Source organism: Streptosporangium sp. NPDC002524, from assembly GCF_040295985.1.
Classification (GTDB): Bacteria; Actinomycetota; Actinomycetes; order Streptosporangiales; family Streptosporangiaceae; genus Streptosporangium.
In genome coordinates this window covers 248,099-264,507 of the sequence record NZ_JBEOWK010000010.1, presented here as the reverse complement: position 1 = coordinate 264,507, position 16,409 = coordinate 248,099, and the positions used below count along the sequence as shown (strand labels likewise).

Here is a 16,409-nt window from a genome sequence, read left to right as displayed (position 1 = left end):
GGGCGGCGGTTCCCCCACCCGCCCACGCGCCCCCCCCCCCCCCCCCGGGCCCCCCCCCCCCCCCCCCCCGGCCGGCCCCCCCCCCCCCCCCCGTCCGCGTGACGGGGAGATCCCGTGCCGGGTCCCGCGCCCCGGCTCAGGGGTGGGGGCGGGACCCGGGACCTTCCCGTCACACGCCGCTCGCTCGCCCGGCGGCCGGTCAGGCCGTACGACCCGGGAGGGCGGAGGTCACGGGGCCGCGATGGTGTACGTCGCGCCCGCCTGGGTCGGGAAGGTGATCACGTTGCCGCTGACGGTGTGGGCCACCGTGCCGCCGCCGACCCGGTTGACCACGATCGTCTGGCCGGGCCAGGGGTGCTGCAGGCGTACCTGGCGGCCCGCCTCGCTGGTGATGTCGACGTAGGTCACGCGCCCGCCGGAGAACGCGCTGGAGACGACCAGGGCGTCCTTCTCCCGCAGCTTGACGAAGCTCGCGTTCCGGTTCGACGGCCAGACGGGGAACACCCGCATGACGCCGCCGTCGCTCTGCAGCATCAGGTTGTTGACCGCCTCGATCGCCCCGCCCTTCTCGATCCCGTGGTTGGGGTCGCGGACGCGCAGGTTGGGGTCCAGCTTGTTGTTGATCTCGTTCTTGAGCCTGTCGATCAGGCTCTGCGCCGGGTAGCCCACCCGGGCGGCCTGGGTGAACACCTTGGGGAAGCTGTTGTCCTGGCCCCAGGAGTTCATCGCGTCGAGCGTGTCGATCGCGGTCTGCCGGTCGGCCGCCGGGGAGTTGATCCCGAGGGCCTCACCGGGGTGGATGAATTCCAGGTTGACGGTGTTGTCGCCCGGCCGGATGGCCCGGCCGTCGCTGAGCGTGCCCGGGTCGGCCAGCGCGTAGACCCGCTTGCCGTTGTGGGTCGTGGTCGGGATCGGCGCCAGGCGCTGCAGGATGGTCGTCCAGGTGGCCCGGTCGCCCGCGTCCACGTTGAGCTCCGCGCTCGCGTCGATCAGCGTCGACAGCAGGTTCCGCAGCAGCCCGAGGTCGGCGCTGGAGTTGCGTCCCCAGGTGCCCTCGTGCGGCCCGCCGTAGAGGTTGTAGCGCTGCGCCCCGGCGTCGTACTCCAGGTAGTGCTGGAAGAAGGCGGCGACCTCCTTCATGAAGGGGTACGCCTTCGAGGTCAGGAAGGTCCGGTCCCTGGTGTAGTCGTAGTAGGCGATGTACTGGGAGACGGTGAACAGCGAGTTGACCACCTGCTGGTGGTAGTTGTCGTCGGCGGTCGCGCCGAAGGGCGCGATGCCGACGGGGAAGAGCACCCCGCTGGGCACGCCGCCGCTGGGGAAGCGGGCGCCGACGTAGTCCGGCTTCACCCGCCTCAGGTCCTGCTGCGCCCGCCGCCTCGCCTCGGGCAGGTAGGCCTGCACCAGGTCGTAGTACGGCAGGGCGAGGTCGGTCCTGTTGCTGGAGTAGACGCCGTAGAAGTTGGCCATCCAGTTGTAGTTCAGGTGCATGTCACCGCTGAACTGGGGCGAGTCGGTGGTGGCCCAGACGCCGTAGAGGCCGGGGGCCGTCTTGCCCGCGCGGCTGGAGGAGCCGATCAGGTAGAGCGACCCGTAGTAGAACCTCTCCAGCACGTCGTCGTTGACGTCGACGTACGACTTGAGCCAGTACTGCTTCCACCACTCGACGTGCGCGTTGTAGAGCGTGTCGAGCGAGCCGCCGCTCTGGCCGTCCGCCAGCGCGCGGGCCGCCGGTGCCGGGTCCGCCGGGTTCTGGCCGCCGCCGGAGACGCCCGTCACGACGCGGACGGTCTGGCCGGGCGCCAGGTCGAAGACCGTCGTCGCCGCCGCGCCCGAGGCGGTGGGGGCTCCCACCGGGTTCGCGCCGACCAGCCGGGTGGCGAGGGAGGCCCGGGAGACCCACCGCGACCCCGAGGGGGTCTGGCGCGTCGCCCACGTGGTGTTGCCCGAGACGCCCGCCGTATTGGTGAAGCCCGTCCTGGGGGCGGGCGACCCGGCGGAGGTCTGCGCCTTCAGCCGCACCGTGGCGGAGCCGAGCGACTGGATCTGGGTGACCACGAGGTTGTCGTTGGCCGCGGTCCAGGTCTTCATGGCCACCGGTACGCCGCCGATGGTCATCGTGGTGTCGATCTCGCCCTTGAGGATGTTCTGCTCCTCCAGGAAGGGCCCGGACGGCTGGGTGGGCCCTCCCGCCCCGTACAGCTCGATCTGGCCGATGCGGGCACGGGGGTTGGCGGTGGAGTCGGGGGTCGTGCCCTGGGTCGGCTCGGTGACGGTGAGCCGCACGTAGCGGGCGCTCACCGAGGCGATCGTCCGGTCGCTCACCCCGCCGGTGTTGCCGGTCACCGTGTCCACGGTGGACCAGGTGCTGTTGTTGGAGCTGACCGCGACGGTGAAGTTCCTGGTGTTGTTCGCCGTCTCCGCGGGGCGGGCGGCGGAGTCGTGCCTGACGACGTAGCGGGTGAAGGTCTTGGCGGAGCCGAGGTCGAGGGTGATGGTCTGGGGCTTGCCGACCTCGGAGACCCAGCCCTCGTACCCGGAGCCCCACCCGCCGTTGACGGCCCGGCTCGGCGGGAAGCTCGGGTGGGAGCTCGACGCCGTCGCCGAGGCGCCCAGCGCGAGGTTGCCCGACGAGCCCGTACCGCCGTTGGGGGAGATGGAGACCGAGCCCAGGGAGACCAGGGAGGGGTTGGGGTTGCCCGCCCAGAAGTTGCCCTTGGTGATGTGGAAGGTCTTGAAGCCGTCACCCCCGGCGGAGGTGACGCCGACGTCGCCGTTGCCCAGCAGGGCGGTGCTCGGCATGGTGTTCGACACGGCGCCGGTGTACGCCTGGTTGGTCCACCTGCCCTTGATGCCGGAGAGCAGCTGCTGGACCTCGGTCCACTGCTGGGCGGGGGAGGGGGTCGCGGCCTGGGCCGGGGTGGCCGTCACGAGCGTGGCCGCGAGCGCGGCGGCCAGCGCGGTGGCGAGGAGGTGTCTGAGACGGGGTTGCCTTGTTCCGCTCACGGGGGGTGTCCCTTTCATGGGAGTGCGGGGGCTTTCTCGATGTTCCTGCTGGTCCCGGCGCTCATCGCCGCCGGGCCGGTGGCGGTGTGTACGGGTCTGCGGCGGCTCCTCGGTGGTCGTCGGGGGCTTCTGGGCTTCGGGTCGGCTGGGGCGGCGGGGTGCGAGGCGGGCGATGGGTGGACGGGGTGAGGGTCAGTGCCGGTGGGTGTGGTCGGGTTGCCGGATGTCGCCGGGGTGCTCGAAGCCCGGCAGGAGGACGGCCCGCGCGCACCGCGCGTCCGCCCACATCGCGAAGCTCCGGCGGCGCGCGGCCTCCAGCAGGTCGGCCCTGATCCGCGGGGCGGCCCGCTGGAGCGTGACGGTCCCCGCCTGGAGCGGGCCTGTGACGAAGGTGTGGCGCTCGATCGGGCCCACGACGGTGTCCTCGGGGGCCGCGAACAGCGCCCTGTCGATCGCCTCGGCGAACTCGCCCTGGCGCACCAGGTAGCGCCGGCCGCCGTTGACCGGCCGGTCGTCGTGGTGGTGGGTCACCAGGCGGGCGGGACGGCCCCGGTACCTGTCCTGGTTGGCGGCGTAGTAGGCGGCCACCTCGCGGTCGCCGACGGTGACGCCGGAGGTCATCTCCCGGTAGAGGGCCTGCGCGAGCGGACCGGCCGCGAGGACGGCGGCCAGCACGCTTCCGAGCTCCAGGCGCGCGGTGGCGTCCAGCTCCACCGGGGGTTCCGGGGGCTCGCAGGCCGCCGCCGTCAGGCCGCGCCGCGCCGCCTCGTCGGCGACGACCTGCTCGGTGACGAGCAGCTGGACGGCCCAGCGGCGCAGCTGGCGGCCCTCGGTCGTGCCGTCGGCGGGCAGCAGGGCACCGCGCGGCCCCGCCCGCAGCAGCCGGACGCGCTCCTCGACCCGAGCCACGGTCACGGGCGTCTCCCCGACCCACGCGGCGACCGCGGGCGTCCCGTGGGTGTGCGCGCCGGTTGCGGGTGTCTCCCCGGCCCGGACGCCGGTCGCGGCTGTCTCGTGAATGTGCGCGCCGGTCATGGGTGTCTCTCCGGCCCGGTCGCCGGTCGCGGGCCTTCCGTGGACGTGCGCGCTGGCTACGGGCGTCTCCCCGGCGCGGGCGGCGTCCACCGGCGTCTCGTGGGTGTGCGTCGCGGTCACGGGTGTCCTCCCGGTGGGGGTGGCGGTCATCCGGCTTCCCGTACGAGCAGAGGCACCGCCGGGGAGTAGGAGAGCCTGCCGAACCACATGCACTTGAGCAGCACCCACCACGATCCCGGCCTGGTCCCGGGCGGTACGGTCACGTCGACGTGGAGTTCCGCGCCGCCGCCCGCCGCGACCTCGAGAGGGCGGGACGCCGTCCGCACCGCGTCCCACGTCCCCCACGGGCTGATCACCTGGGCCTCGCCCCTGATGTCGAAACCGGCGCGGTTGCGCAGCACGGCGGTGAGCCGCCCGCTCCGCCCCGGCGCGAGGGTCAGTCCCTCCCCGGCCAGTTCGACCTCCAGCAGCCCGGCCTGCCCGCCCGGTGCCGGACGGCCGTGCCCGTCCACGAAGAGGACGTCCTCGTGGACCTGGCCGCCGTGGGTGAGCTGCGCGGCGATCACGTGCGGTCCCGCACCGGCGTCCGGGGCGGGGGTGACGTCCACCTCGAAGGAGGTCCAGCCGCCGGGTCCCAGCAGCACGGGCCGGTCGCCGGGGTCGGCGTCCCAGCCGGGCGGGGCCGCGATCCTGAGGTGGCCCTCGGCGTCGGTGTCGACGAGGTCGGAGGCGAGGGTCACGCGCAGCCGGGATCCGGCCCCCGGCTCGCCGGACGGCCGCAGGCTGACGCTCATCGGCTGGTAACCGAGCGGGGCCGACCCCCTGTTGTGCAACCAGTAGCGGGAGAAGACCGGCTGCGCGACCTCGGCCGCCGGGCCCAGCGCCCCGCCGGGCGCCCCCAAGTCCGCGGCCCGCGTCCGGAGCGCGGAGACCAGGTCCGCGGAGGCCCCAGCGGAGGCCCCAGCGGAGGCCCCAGCGGAGGTCTCATTGGAGGTCTCAGTGGAGGTCTCATTGGAGGTCTCGGTGGAGGTCTCGGTGGAGGTCCCGACGGAAGCCTCCGTGGCGGCCCCCGGAGAGACCAGGTGCGACGCGGAGGCCGCCTCCGGGGCCTGCGGTTGCAGGGCGTACGTCGTGACGCCGCTGGGACCGAGCTCCCCGTGCAGGACGCCGTCCAGCGTCTTGGCCGCGCTGCTCTCCACCTCCAGCATGTCGGCGACGGCCGCCTGGGCGAACGGGACGTGCGACCGCAGGCGCAGGGCGGTGTGGCGGCCGTGCGGCTCGTACAGCCGCGCGGTGACGCCCCGCCGGGGGTCGGCGGGGCGCCCGCCGCCGTGCGCGATCGGGTTGCCGCCCGCCTTGAACGCGGCGAGCACGGCCGCGCCCGGCGGTTCGACCGAGAGCAGCGACGCGGAGGCGGGCAGCGAGCCGGGGTGCGCGTCCTCGACGACGGCCCGGAGCGGGTGGTTGAAGTCGTGCGCCCTCGCCACCAGGCCGGTGTCGCGCCAGTCGCCCCGGCCCCCGGCGAGCGCGTAGTCGAAGGAGTGGCTCCAGTGCTGGAGCTGGAACCCGCTTCCGTCGGGCGCCGTACGCCTCGGCGGGTCGATCCAGACCCCGGAGGGCCAGCCGGTGCACGAGCGCATGAGCGACAGGTGCATCCGCCCCTCGGTGTCGACGGCGAAGCCGGGCACGCCCCGGTTCAGCACGGCCACGGTGCGGTTGTCGAGGAAGCCCTCTCCCGACAGCTCGCGCGGCTGCGTCACCTCGATCTGGGAGTCGGCCAGGTCGGCGACGACCCCGGCCAGCGCCTCCTCGATATCGTGCGCCGCGATGACGAGCACCGGCAGGTCCGCGGGGGCCCGCAGGTCGGCGTCGGGTATGAACAGCTCGGCCGGGCCCCGGCCCGCCGGGATCCACAGCAGCGCCCGCCCGCCGGTCGCGAGCTGCCGGTCGAACTCCTCGCGGTAGCGGTCTCCGGCGGCCTCCAGGACGGCCGCGGTGAACGCGTTCTCCCCCGGGCCGCCGACGGCGATCCGCACGTCCGGCAGGTTCGAGTCGAACGCCAGCAGGCCGTAGCGGTTCCCGGCCGCGTACGAGCAGGTCGCGGTCACCCCCGACTGCGCGAGGGCGACGGACAGGGCCCGCCCGAGCCCGGCGGTGTCGTCCTCCTCGGGGACGACGATCTCGGCGATCCCGATGGCGCGCAGCCCGGCGGAGACCCCGCCGGCGTCGCGCAGCGCGATCCTCGCCGCCGAGCTCAGCCCGAACCACTGGTAGGCAGGGTTGTCGAGCGTCCAGGGGTGCCGGGCGGTGTCGACGTCGGGGTGGGCGAACGGGCGGCCGACGACGGCGTGCCCCACCTCGGAGACGGGCAGCGCCCCGGCGACGGCGCACGGCCAGCGCAGCCGCACCAGCTTGTCGTCGCCGTCGAAGGTGTCGACGTGGGTCACGCAGTCCACCCGGTCGATCCCGTGCCACAGCGTGACGACCTGGGTGTAGGTGAGCGGCCCGACCGCCCCGGTGACCGTGACGCGCCGCCCGGCCGGTGACTCCTCGGCGACGACCGCGTGCGCGGGGGCCGAGGCGGAGCCGGTGGACGTGCCGTTGGGCACCAGGTGCCAGGGGCCCTCGCGGAAGGACGGGTGCTCGGAGTACTCGTCGTACACCACGATCTCGTTGCCCAGCCCGCCCGGGGTGAGCAGCTCGCGCCCGGCGGCCAGGTCGACCAGGCTCCGCACGCCGCCGCCGCGCTCCGGGTCGACGGTGAGCCGGTGGTACTCGTTGGCGATGGTGAGCGTGTCGACCGCCTGCCACCCCCTGGGCTCGTCGGCGGCAGTGAGCCCGATGGGTCCGGGGACCAGCCGGTAGGTGCGGTAGCCGACCGAGGGCACCCCGGCGGCGACGAACACCACCTCGGCGACGCCGTCCCCGAGGTGCTCGACGACCGAGGGCACCGCCTCGCCCGCGTCGTCCACGACCCCGTGGAACGGCGCGGGCACGGTGACCCGGACCACGTCGGTGCGCGGCCAGGCCATGGCGTTGAACACCGTGACGGCGCGGCCCTCGCCCCGGGTGTCGACCCGGGCCGACAGGTGCCGCAGCGCGGCGTCGTGGACGGTCCGCGACAGGTCGAACGCCTCGCGCCAGCCCGCCAGCAGGTCCAGGTAGACCTGGTCGGACTCGGTCCCGGTGATCGCGTCGTGGTGCGCGCCGTAGACGAGCTGGCGCCAGGCCTTGTCCAGCGCGGCCTCCGGATAGGCCGCGTCCCCGGCCAGGCAGGCCAGCGTCGCGAACTTCTCGGCGTCGAGCAGCAGGTTCTCCGCGGCCCGCTGGGCGAGCTTGGTGTCGATGTAGGAGACGTCCTTGCCGGTATAGATCGGGTTCATGTCGCGCGTCTGCGGCGAGAGCCGCCCGCCGGTGGCCGCCAGCTCCGCGGTGACCGCGGAGAAGAAGTCGCGGGGCAGCGCGCTCACGAACCTGGGCCAGGTGTAGCGGGCGTTCCAGTCGCGGTGGATCGCGGTGACCCACTTGTTCGGCGGGCTGTAGTCGGTGCCGACGGGCAGCAGCACGTTGCGGGTGGCGGCCACCGTCTTCATCCGCAGGAACAGCCGGTAGACCGACTCCTCGGCGTCCGGCAGGGTCTCCGCGGAGTCCATCGACCACCCGGCGCTGTAGTGGGCGGCCATGTAGCTCGTGAGCAGGCCCCGGCCGCTCGGCGAGATCCACTCGAACTCGCTGCGGAACTGCATGCCCGCGGGCTCCGCCTGCGGGGTGTCGTACGTGCCCATGGTGAGGCTGGGCCCCCACTGGTGGAAGGGGCCGCGCGCCCAGGAGCTCGACGTGAGCCCGGCGTCGGCCATCAGGCCGGGGAACTGCGGGTCGTGCCCGAACGCGTCGAGCTGCCAGGCGGTGGCGGGGTCGCCGCCGAGGATGTCGCGCTGAAAGCCCATGCCGTACACGGCGTTGCGGATCGTGGTCTCCGCACCGGTCAGGTTGGTGTTCGGCTCGTTGTAGGTGCCGCCCATGATTTCCAGGCGGCCCTCGGCGATCAGGCGCCGGACGACCTCGCGGTTCTCCGGGAAGGTGTCCCAGTACGGCTTGAGGTAGTCGACCTCGGCGAGCACGAAACGGTAGTCCGGGTCGCGCCTGGCCAGCTCCAGGTGCGCGTCGATCAGGTGGAAGCCGGTGAACTGGAAGCTCATCCGCTCGGCCTGGGCGCCGGGCAGGGCGTCCCACTCGCTGGTGTATCCGGCCTGGGTGTTCCACCACACCGGGTCGTAGTGGAAGTGCGACACCATGTGCACGGTCCAGCCGGGCTCCGCCACGGTCAGCGTGCCCGACGCCGTCGCCCGCTCGCCGCCCGCCGCCACCTCGACGGTGACCTCCACCCGAGAGCCGACCGGCGCGTCCGTGCGCACCGGCACCTCCAGGACCTCCGGGACCCCGCCCCCCGGCGAGGCGAGCGTGCCGCGCGCCCCTCCGGTGACCGTCACGTCCAGCGGCACGGACGGGCCGGTCCCGGACGTGTGGACGCGCAGGATCTGGCACGGATCGTCTTCCGGGCCGGTGAAGAGCTCGGTGGACTCCACGGAGCCGATCGTCAACATTCGGAGCCTTTGCGTGGTCGGGACGGGAGAGGGCGCGCGAGTACGAGGCGGGTGTCCAAGGGCTCCTCAGCCCTTGATCGCCCCGCCGGTGAGACCCTTGACGAAGCTGCTCTGCAGGGCCAGGTAGAAGACGAGGATCGGCAGCGTGGCGAGGAACATGAAGGCGAAGACCGAGCCGAAGTCCGACTGGTGCTCGCCGATCGCCCGGTAGACGCCGACCGTGACGGTGGTGCCGCTGTCCGGCCCCAAAACGATGAGCGGGGTGAGGAAGTCGTTCCAGATCCACACGCCGAGGAAGATCAGGACGCTCGCCGAGGCCGGGCGCAGCAGCGGGAAGACCACCTGCCAGAAGGTGCGGAAGGTGCTCGCGCCGTCGAGCCTGGCGGCCTCCTCCAGCTCCAGGGGGACCGACTTGACGAACCCCATGAAGAGCAGCACCCCGAACGGCACGTAGTAGCCGAGGTTGACCAGGATCAGCCCCGGCGCCGTGCTCATCAGGCCCAGCGCCCGCAGCACCATGGTGATCGGGGCGAGGATGACCGGCGAGGGGATGAGCAGGCCGCACAGCAGCGTGACCATCACCACCTTGGCCAGCAGGTGCCGGGACCGGGCGATGTAGTGGCCGAGCATCGCCGACAGCACCGTGAGGATCGTGATCGAGATGGCCGTCACCGCGACGCTGTTGACCAGGCCGTACACGAACAGGTTGTCGGCCCGCGACAGGACGGCGGCGATGTTGTCCATGGTCGGCGGCGAGGGCAGGCCCGCCGGGTCGGGCACGATGTCGGCGCCGTGCTTGAAGACGTTGACCAGCACCAGATAGAGCGGCATGAAGAACACCGCGCCGACGAACAGCGCGACCACCGGGCGCAGCCAGGGGACACGGGTGTCGTTCACCGGGTCACCTCACGTCGTTGCAGCACGCGGAGCACGAGCACCGAGACGCACGCGACCAGCACGAGCATCACCGCGGCCATCGCCGAGCCGTAGCCGACGCGGTTGCCGTTGAAGGAGGTCTGCACCACCTGGAAGGCCATGGTCGTCGTGGTCCCGGTGCCGGGACCGCCGTTGGTGATGACCTGGATCTGGTCGTACGCCTTGAACCCGGTGATCAGCAGCATCACCGTGTTGATGGTGAGCGCCGGGGCGAGCATCGGCCAGGTGACGTTGCGGAAGCGGGCCAGCGGCCCGCACCCGTCGATCGCCGCCGCCTCCTGCAGCTCGCGCGGCACGCCCTGCAGCCCGGCCAGGTAGACCACCACGCAGAAGCCGAGCATCTGCCAGGTGATGACCCACGCGATCGTGTAGAGCGCGATGCCCGGGTCGGACAGCCAGCCGGGCGGGTCCTCGACGCCCAGGCCGCGCAGCGCGGAGTTGAGCAGGCCGTCGTCGGTGAGGACGACCTGCCAGATGACGCTGACCACCACCGAGCTCAGCACCACGGGGGTGAAGAACACACCCCGCAGCGCGACGTAGAGCCGGGTCGGCCGGTCGAGCAGCTGCGCGATCAGCAGGCCGCCCACGTTGGCGAGCACCATCACGATGACGGTCACCACGACGGTGTTCGCCAGCGCCTTGAGGAACTCGGCGTCGCCCAGCAGCTCGGCGTAGTTGCGCAGCCCCACCCATTTGGTCGGCGGGTTGAACGGGTTGCGGTTGGTCATGCTGTAGTACGCCGTCATGCCGATCGGCACCAGGACGAACAGCAGGTACGCCAGCAGCCCGGGAAGGGCGAACAGGGCGAAGGTGGTGATCCTGCCGCTCACCCGCCGCCGCCCGCGCGGGGGCCGGTCGCGCGGGGGCCGGTCGCGTAGGGGGGTCGGGCCGCTGGGGAGGGGCGGGCGGTGCGCCGCGGGAGGGTCCCCGCCGCGCACCCCGTGTCGCGTGTGTGTCATGGCGCTACTGCGTCGCCTTCGCCCACTGGTCGTCCAGGTAGGCCGTGAACTCCGAGGTCGGCTTCTTGCCGGTGATCAGGTCCTGGACCGCGACGGCGGTCTTGTCGGCCAGGCCCGGGGGCAGCGAGCCGTCGCCGGTCTCCTGGGAGAAGGCGTTGACGATGGCGTTCTCCGCCATGCCCCGCTCGTAGATCTCGACGGTCGCCTTGTAGACCGGGCCCATGTCCGCCGGGGGCTTGTAGCCCTTGATCGCCGGGATCGAGCCGTCGGCCTTGACGAACGCGTCGTTGTTCTGCTGGTCCTCGTCGAAGGCCAGCGCCCACTTCTTGGCCAGGTCGACGTCGGCCGCGGTGGAGCTGACGGAGGTGCCGCCGCCGGTGAAGGTCGGCACGACCAGGGAGCCGTCGTCGGAGGGCCAGGGGAAGGCGCCGATCTCGAAGTCCGGCTTCTTGTTGTCGGCCGAGGTCGCGAACCAGGAGCCCATGGGGTACATGGCGCCCTTGCCGTCGCGGAAGGCCTGCTCGGTGTCGGCGTACGAGCGGCTCAGGCCCGCCGGGTCGATGTAGCCCTGCTTGGCCAGGTCGGAGATCTTCTGGGCGGCCGAGGTGAAGGCGGGGTCGGCGAACTTCACCGAACCGGCGGCCCGCTGCGTCAGCCAGTCGGGGGTCTTCTTGTAGACGTCCGTGGCCACGGTGCCGGTCAGCGGATACATGTCCGCCCAGGTGTCCGCGCCACCGCCGCCGACCACGAACGGGGTGATCTTCTTCGCCTTCAGCTTGGCGGAGACGTCCAGCAGCTGCTGGTACGTCGTCGGCGTCTCGGTGACGCCCGCCTCGGCGAACTGGGTCTTGTTGTAGTAGACCACCGGGATGACCTGCGTGTTGTACGGCAACTGGTAGATCTTGCCCGCGACGGCGCCCGCGGTCGGCGCGACAAAGTTCTTGAGCTCGTCGGCGGTGAAGGCGGCGAACTTCCCGGCCTGCGCGAACCCGGCCGGGTTGACCGACTGGAGGATGTCCGGGAGGTTCCCCGAGGCGTCCAGCTGCTTGGCGTAGCCGGTCCGGTCGACGTTCGGCGTCACCAGCTTCTTGATGGTCACGCCGGGGACCTTCGCGGACGCCCGCGCGATCGCCGCGTCCCAGAACGCCGCGTCGAGGTTCGGCGTCTCGAACACCAGGAAGCTCAGCGTGACGTTTCCGCCACCGGCCGCGGGCTTCTCCGCCTCGGCGCCCATGCCACACCCGCTCACAGCGAGTAGTGTGACCAGGCCAACTGCTATTGATCTACGCAAAGCGCAGCCCTCCTTGCTCCGGCTCCGAGTGTATGAAGCGGAGGCGAGATAACGTTATCTCGAAGGGTAGGGTGTTACCGCCAGGTTTCAAGAGGGGGCTTGGCAACGAGTTAGTCACGCCGGAACGAACCGGTCGTGTCCCGGTCGCGTCCCGGCCACGCCTCCGTCACGTCCCCGTCGTTTCCCGGCGGTGTCGGGGCAGTGTCGAGGCGGGGTCGCTGTCGGGGCCCGTTCGGGGCCCGTTCGGGGCCCGGTCGTACGGGATGGACGGGCGCGAGGGGGTGGCCGATCGGGCCGATCCTCCCGATGATGGAGCCCGGTAAGGATCTCGTGGAAGGCCCGCCGGGGGCCGCCGGGGGTCGTCGGGAGCTCGGAGGGGTGCGCGAAGGACTCGTGGAGGGACGCGGCGGGGCATGGAGGGGCATGGGAGAGCACGGAGGGGCACGAAGGGCATGGAGGGCACGGGCGGCGTGAAGGGTCCGGAGGGCACGGAGGGCGTGAAGGGCACGGAGGGCGCGGAGGGCGCGGAGGGCACTGTGAACGGCAGGCGCCGCGGTCGCCGGCCGACGATGGTCGATGTGGCGCGCGAGGCCGGGGTGGCGTTGCGCACCGTCTCCCGCGTCGTCAACCAGGACCCCACCGTGGGGTCCGAGCTGGTCGCCAGGGTCCACGCCGCCATCGCGAGCCTGGAGTACCAGCCGGACGAGCGGGCCCGCCAGCTGCGCCTGGGCGTCACCGGGACCCTGGGGGCGGCCGTCCGGCAGCTCTCGCACGTCAACCCCGTCCTGCAGGCCCTGGAGCGTTCGGCGCGCGCGGCCAAGCTCATGGTCCTCGCCGCCTCGACCGAGGACGACGAGCAACTGGAGCGCGACGTCGTGATGTCGATGTGCCGGCGCCGCTTCGACGGCGTCATCCTCGAACCCATAGGGAGCGGGCACGACTACCTCATCCCCGAGCTGGACGCGGGCCTGTCGCTCGTCGCCGTCGACCGGCCCGTCCACGGCCTCGACGTCGACTGCGTGCTCTCCGACAACGTCGCGGGCATCGAGCTCGCCTTCGGGCACCTCGTCCGCCACGGCCACGAGCGCATCGCCTACATCGGCGACGACGAGCGCATCTTCACCGGCCACGAGCGGGCCGCCGCCTTCCGCGGCTGTCTCGCGGCGCACGGCGCCCCCGCCGAGGGGATGGTCCACCCCGGCAGGATCGAGCCGGACCGGATCGCCGCGGCGGTCCGCACGGCCCTGTCGGGACCGTTCCCGGCGACCGCCGTCGTCACGGGGAACGCCACCACCAGCGTCGAGGTGCTGCGCTGCCTCCGGGGCGGCCCGGAGCGCGTCGCCGTCGTCGGGTTCGACGACTCCGAGCTCGCCACCAGCCTGCGCCCGGACCTGACCGTCGTCGCCCAGGACGCCCCGACGATCGGCGGCACCGCGATCGACATGCTCCTGGCCCGCATCGCCGACCCCGGCCGTCCGGTCCGCCGTGTGACGGTGCCGGTGGAGCTCATCGCGCGAGGCTCGGGGGAGTCGCCCCCCGGCGCGTGACGGCCTCCCGCCGCCGTCGTGCTCGCGGTCACCGCCGGGCGCCGTACGACCTTCGGGGAGCCCGGTCGCGGAGGCCGGTGCGGGTGGACGTCTCCGGTTCCCCGGTTCCCCGGCGGCCGCGCGGAAAGTGATCGGAAGCGCCCGCCCGTCGCGTGTCGAGGCGGACACGAAGGGTAGTCGTCCTTAAGAGGGAGATCCCGCGGGGGCGGACGTGACGACGGCGATTCGTGAAACCAGGTGGAGGGCTTCGGGCATGGAAACGGGAAAGCTCGCGGAGGTATTTCTGGACAGCGCCTACGAGTCGGTCGGGCAGGCGCGCCGCGAGACGCGCGAGGCCCTCGGCCCGGACCACGTCCTGCTGCCGGACGTCGTCCAGGTGGTCTCGGAGCTGCTGGCGAACGCCGTGGAGCACGCCGACCGCGGGCTGGTGGACGACCTGATCGGCCTGACGCTGACCGCCACCCCCGACTCCGTCCACGTCGAGGTCTCCGATCCCGGCTCCGCCTCCCGCGCCCCGCACATCCCGCGGGACCAGCCTCCCGGGGCCAGGCGCGGGCGCGGCCTGTTCATCGTCGACCGGCTCTCCGGCGGGCGCTGGGGGACCCGCGAGCACGGCCCGGGGCTGGGCCGGACGGTGTGGTGCGCCATCCCCTACGTGCGGCCGGAGCCGTCCGCGGAGGAGGACGACGAGCCGGAGCGTCTCTCGTCGCGGACCCTCCCGGCGGCCTGCCGGAACTGAGCTGGAACGCTCCAGGGATCGGAGAGCCGGGCCCGGACGGGCCGTGCCCGCCGGGCCCCGGAGAACAAGTAATGATCTACTTTGTAAAGGGCGCGGGTCTCACGCCTGCCCCTTGATCTCCAGGCGGAGCAGCGCCTTCGCGATCGGATGGGCGGTCAGCCCGATCTGCCACTCGCGGGCGCCCAGCTCGCGCAGCCGGGCGACCACGGCCTCGTCGTCGATGACCGGGGGCGGCTCCCAGGTGAGCCGGCGTACCGCGTCGGGCTGGATGAGGTTCTCCGCGGGCATGTGGTGCTCGTCGGCGAGCGCGGCCACCACGGCCCTGGCGGCGGCGAGCCGGCGGGCGGCCACCGGGTCGCGGTCCATCCACCGGTTGGCGGGCGGCGGTCCGTCGCCGGGGGTGCTGGGCTGGGGCAGCTCCGCGTCGGGCAGCGAGCGGGCGGTGCCGATCGCGGCGAGCCAGTCACGCAGGTGCCGCCGGGCGCTGCGGCCGGTGAACGGCGGGATGTCGGTGAGCGCCTTGGTGGTGCGGGGCAGCTCCAGGGCGGCCGTGACGATCGCCGAGTCGGGCAGGACCCGGCCGGGGGCGACGTCGGACTCGCGGGCGAGCCCGTCGCGGAGCGTCCACAGCTCCCGCACCACCGCGAGCCCGCGCAGCGAGCGGACCTTGTGGATCCCCGAGGTGCGCCGCCACGGGTCGGAGCGCGGGGCGGGGGCCTTGTGCGCGAGCACGGCGGCGAACTCCTCGCGCGCCCAGGCGAGCTTGCCGCTGGAGGTCAGCTCCTCGTGCAGGATGTCGCGGAGCTCGATGAGGACCTCGACGTCGAGCGCGGCGTAGCGCAGCCAGTCTTCCGGCAGCGGGCGGGTGGACCAGTCGGCGGCCGAGTGGCCCTTCTCCAGCCTGAAGCCGAGGACGTTCTCCACCATCAGGCCGAGCCCGACGCGCTCGTAGCCGAGCAGCCGGCCGGCCAGCTCGGTGTCGAACAGCTCGCGCGGGTGGAAGCCCACCTCCGCCAGGCACGGCAGGTCCTGGGAGGCGGCGTGCAGCACGATCTCCGCGTCCGCCAGCGCCGCGTCGAGGCCCGACAGGTCGGGGCAGCGGATGGGGTCGATCAGGGCGCTGCCCGCACCGGCGCGGCGCAGCTGGACCAGGTAGGCGCGGCCGCTGTAGCGGTAGCCGGAGGCGCGCTCGGCGTCGACGGCGACGGGGCCGGTGCCCTCGGCGAAGGCGCGCACCACGCGCGCGAGAGCGGCCGGGTCCTCGACGACGGGTGGGATTCCCTCGCGAGGTTCCAGCAGCGGGACTACGGTCGTCTCATCGGTCACGTTCTGAAGGGCTCCGGATCTTCGCGACGGCGCGGCGGCAGCGCCGCCACGTCGGGTGGCAGGGGTGGTATGCCCGCGGCGAGGCACATCAGGTCGCACCAGGCGGCGACGTGGCCGGAGAGGTCCTCCTGCAGCGGGGACCAGGACGCGCGCAGCTCCAGCTCGGTGGTCACCGGATCCTCGGCCTTGTTGCCGAAGCCCTCGGAGACCGCCCGGGTGACGGTGCCTCCGGCGGCGGCGTAGCCGGCGTCGTGCGCGTCGAGCGACTCGGTGAGCCAGCTCCACGCGACGGGGCCGAGCAGCGGGTCTTCGGTGATCTCCGGCTCCATGTCGGCCCGCACGTAGGCGACGAGCCGGAACTGGCCCTCCCAGCCGCGCTGGCCGTCGGGGTCGAAGAGCACGATGAGGCGGCCGACCGCGAGCTCGTCGTCGTCGCGGTACACCGACGCGCCGATCGCGGCCGAGTAGGGGGCGAGGCGCTGCGGGGCCGGGATGTCCTCCAGCTCGATCTCGGGCCTGACCTCCGCCGGGCGCAGGCTCGCCACCGCGCGCCTGAAGGCGGCGGGAGCGGGCGCGTCACCGACGGTCATATCGGAAGCGTAGGTCGAAACTGAGCGCATGGGGACCACTGGGGTGTGTGTAGGAGCCATGGGAACCGATCAAGCCGCTGCCGGCGGCCTGCGGAGGGCGGGAACGACCCCGCCGACGGGAACTCCCAGAAAGAGCGTGTGGCCGCGCGCGGCGTGGACCCGCCCGGCGCCGGGCCGTTCCCGGTGCCCGTCCCGGCCGTGATCGCCGGAGTGGGATCGTGGTTCGGGAACCCGCCCGCGAGCGCAGGAGGCACGGTGCTCACCGCGATGTTCGGGTGAACTCCACATGGTGGACATCGCACGGGCCTTTCGTCGGGTCGTGGTCCGACGTTGGCACGTCGCGCCGACATTTCCGCGCAGCGTGCTCGGCGTGTCC

The 16,409-nt window shown here is 72.9% G+C and carries 11 protein-coding genes; 3 read left to right on the top strand and 8 right to left on the bottom strand.

Annotated features, from left to right (window positions below):
* Window positions 1–228: 228 nt before the first annotated feature.
* The 6 genes from ABT053_RS19725 to ABT053_RS19700 form a co-directional block, all read right to left on the bottom strand.
* Window positions 229–3,006, bottom strand: coding sequence for a discoidin domain-containing protein (locus ABT053_RS19725; RefSeq protein ID WP_350970530.1), 2,778 nt, complete (start codon window positions 3,004–3,006; stop codon window positions 229–231).
* A 192-nt stretch (window positions 3,007–3,198) separates the two neighbouring features.
* The gene (locus ABT053_RS19720) at window positions 3,199–4,161 is read right to left on the bottom strand and encodes a DUF7158 domain-containing protein (RefSeq protein ID WP_350970529.1); all 963 of its coding nucleotides are present in this window, start codon (window positions 4,159–4,161) and stop codon (window positions 3,199–3,201) included.
* A gap of 26 nt (window positions 4,162–4,187) precedes the next feature.
* Entirely contained in the window at window positions 4,188–8,627 is a 4,440-nt protein-coding gene (locus ABT053_RS19715; RefSeq protein ID WP_350970528.1) for a glycoside hydrolase family 38 N-terminal domain-containing protein, read from the bottom strand.
* Window positions 8,628–8,711: 84 nt separating this feature from the next.
* Window positions 8,712–9,542, bottom strand: a complete 831-nt coding sequence (locus ABT053_RS19710; protein ID WP_350970527.1) for a carbohydrate ABC transporter permease — start codon at window positions 9,540–9,542, stop codon at window positions 8,712–8,714.
* Window positions 9,539–10,540 (bottom strand): carbohydrate ABC transporter permease, encoded by a 1,002-nt coding sequence (locus tag ABT053_RS19705; RefSeq protein WP_350970526.1) that lies wholly within the window; start codon window positions 10,538–10,540, stop codon window positions 9,539–9,541. Before ABT053_RS19705 ends, ABT053_RS19710 begins: the two co-directional genes overlap by 4 nt.
* A 4-nt stretch (window positions 10,541–10,544) precedes the next feature.
* On the bottom strand, window positions 10,545–11,789 hold the full coding sequence (locus tag ABT053_RS19700; protein WP_350970525.1) for an ABC transporter substrate-binding protein: 1,245 nt from the start codon (window positions 11,787–11,789) through the stop codon (window positions 10,545–10,547).
* A gap of 512 nt (window positions 11,790–12,301) precedes the next feature.
* Between ABT053_RS19700 and ABT053_RS19695 the strand changes: the two genes are divergently transcribed.
* Window positions 12,302–13,378: a LacI family DNA-binding transcriptional regulator gene (locus tag ABT053_RS19695; RefSeq protein ID WP_350970524.1), complete on the top strand. Its 1,077-nt coding sequence runs from the start codon at window positions 12,302–12,304 to the stop codon at window positions 13,376–13,378.
* Between the two features lie 253 nt (window positions 13,379–13,631).
* Window positions 13,632–14,117, top strand: coding sequence for an ATP-binding protein (locus ABT053_RS19690; protein ID WP_350970523.1), 486 nt, complete (start codon window positions 13,632–13,634; stop codon window positions 14,115–14,117).
* 99 nt (window positions 14,118–14,216) lie between these two features.
* Here the strand turns inward: ABT053_RS19690 and ABT053_RS19685 are convergent, their stop codons facing one another.
* Together ABT053_RS19685 and ABT053_RS19680 are read right to left on the bottom strand one after the other, a co-directional pair.
* Window positions 14,217–15,443, bottom strand: a complete 1,227-nt coding sequence (locus ABT053_RS19685; protein WP_350970522.1) for an HRDC domain-containing protein — start codon at window positions 15,441–15,443, stop codon at window positions 14,217–14,219.
* Window positions 15,440–16,033 (bottom strand): DUF3000 domain-containing protein, encoded by a 594-nt coding sequence (locus ABT053_RS19680; RefSeq protein ID WP_350970521.1) that lies wholly within the window; start codon window positions 16,031–16,033, stop codon window positions 15,440–15,442. Before ABT053_RS19680 ends, ABT053_RS19685 begins: the two co-directional genes overlap by 4 nt.
* Window positions 16,034–16,171: 138 nt before the next feature.
* Between ABT053_RS19680 and ABT053_RS19675 the strand changes: the two genes are divergently transcribed.
* Window positions 16,172–16,312, top strand: coding sequence for a hypothetical protein (locus ABT053_RS19675; RefSeq protein ID WP_350970520.1), 141 nt, complete (start codon window positions 16,172–16,174; stop codon window positions 16,310–16,312).
* The last annotated feature ends 97 nt before the right edge of the window (window positions 16,313–16,409 follow it).

What these genes read in the sequence shown, in the direction of transcription:
- ABT053_RS19705 (WP_350970526.1), bottom strand. Translation starts at nt 10,540, where the DNA reads ATGACACACACGCGACACGGGGTGCGCGGCGGGGACCCTCCCGCGGCG.
- ABT053_RS19690 (WP_350970523.1), top strand. Translation starts at nt 13,632, where the DNA reads ATGGAAACGGGAAAGCTCGCGGAGGTATTTCTGGACAGCGCCTACGAG.
- ABT053_RS19680 (WP_350970521.1), bottom strand. Translation starts at nt 16,033, where the DNA reads ATGACCGTCGGTGACGCGCCCGCTCCCGCCGCCTTCAGGCGCGCGGTG.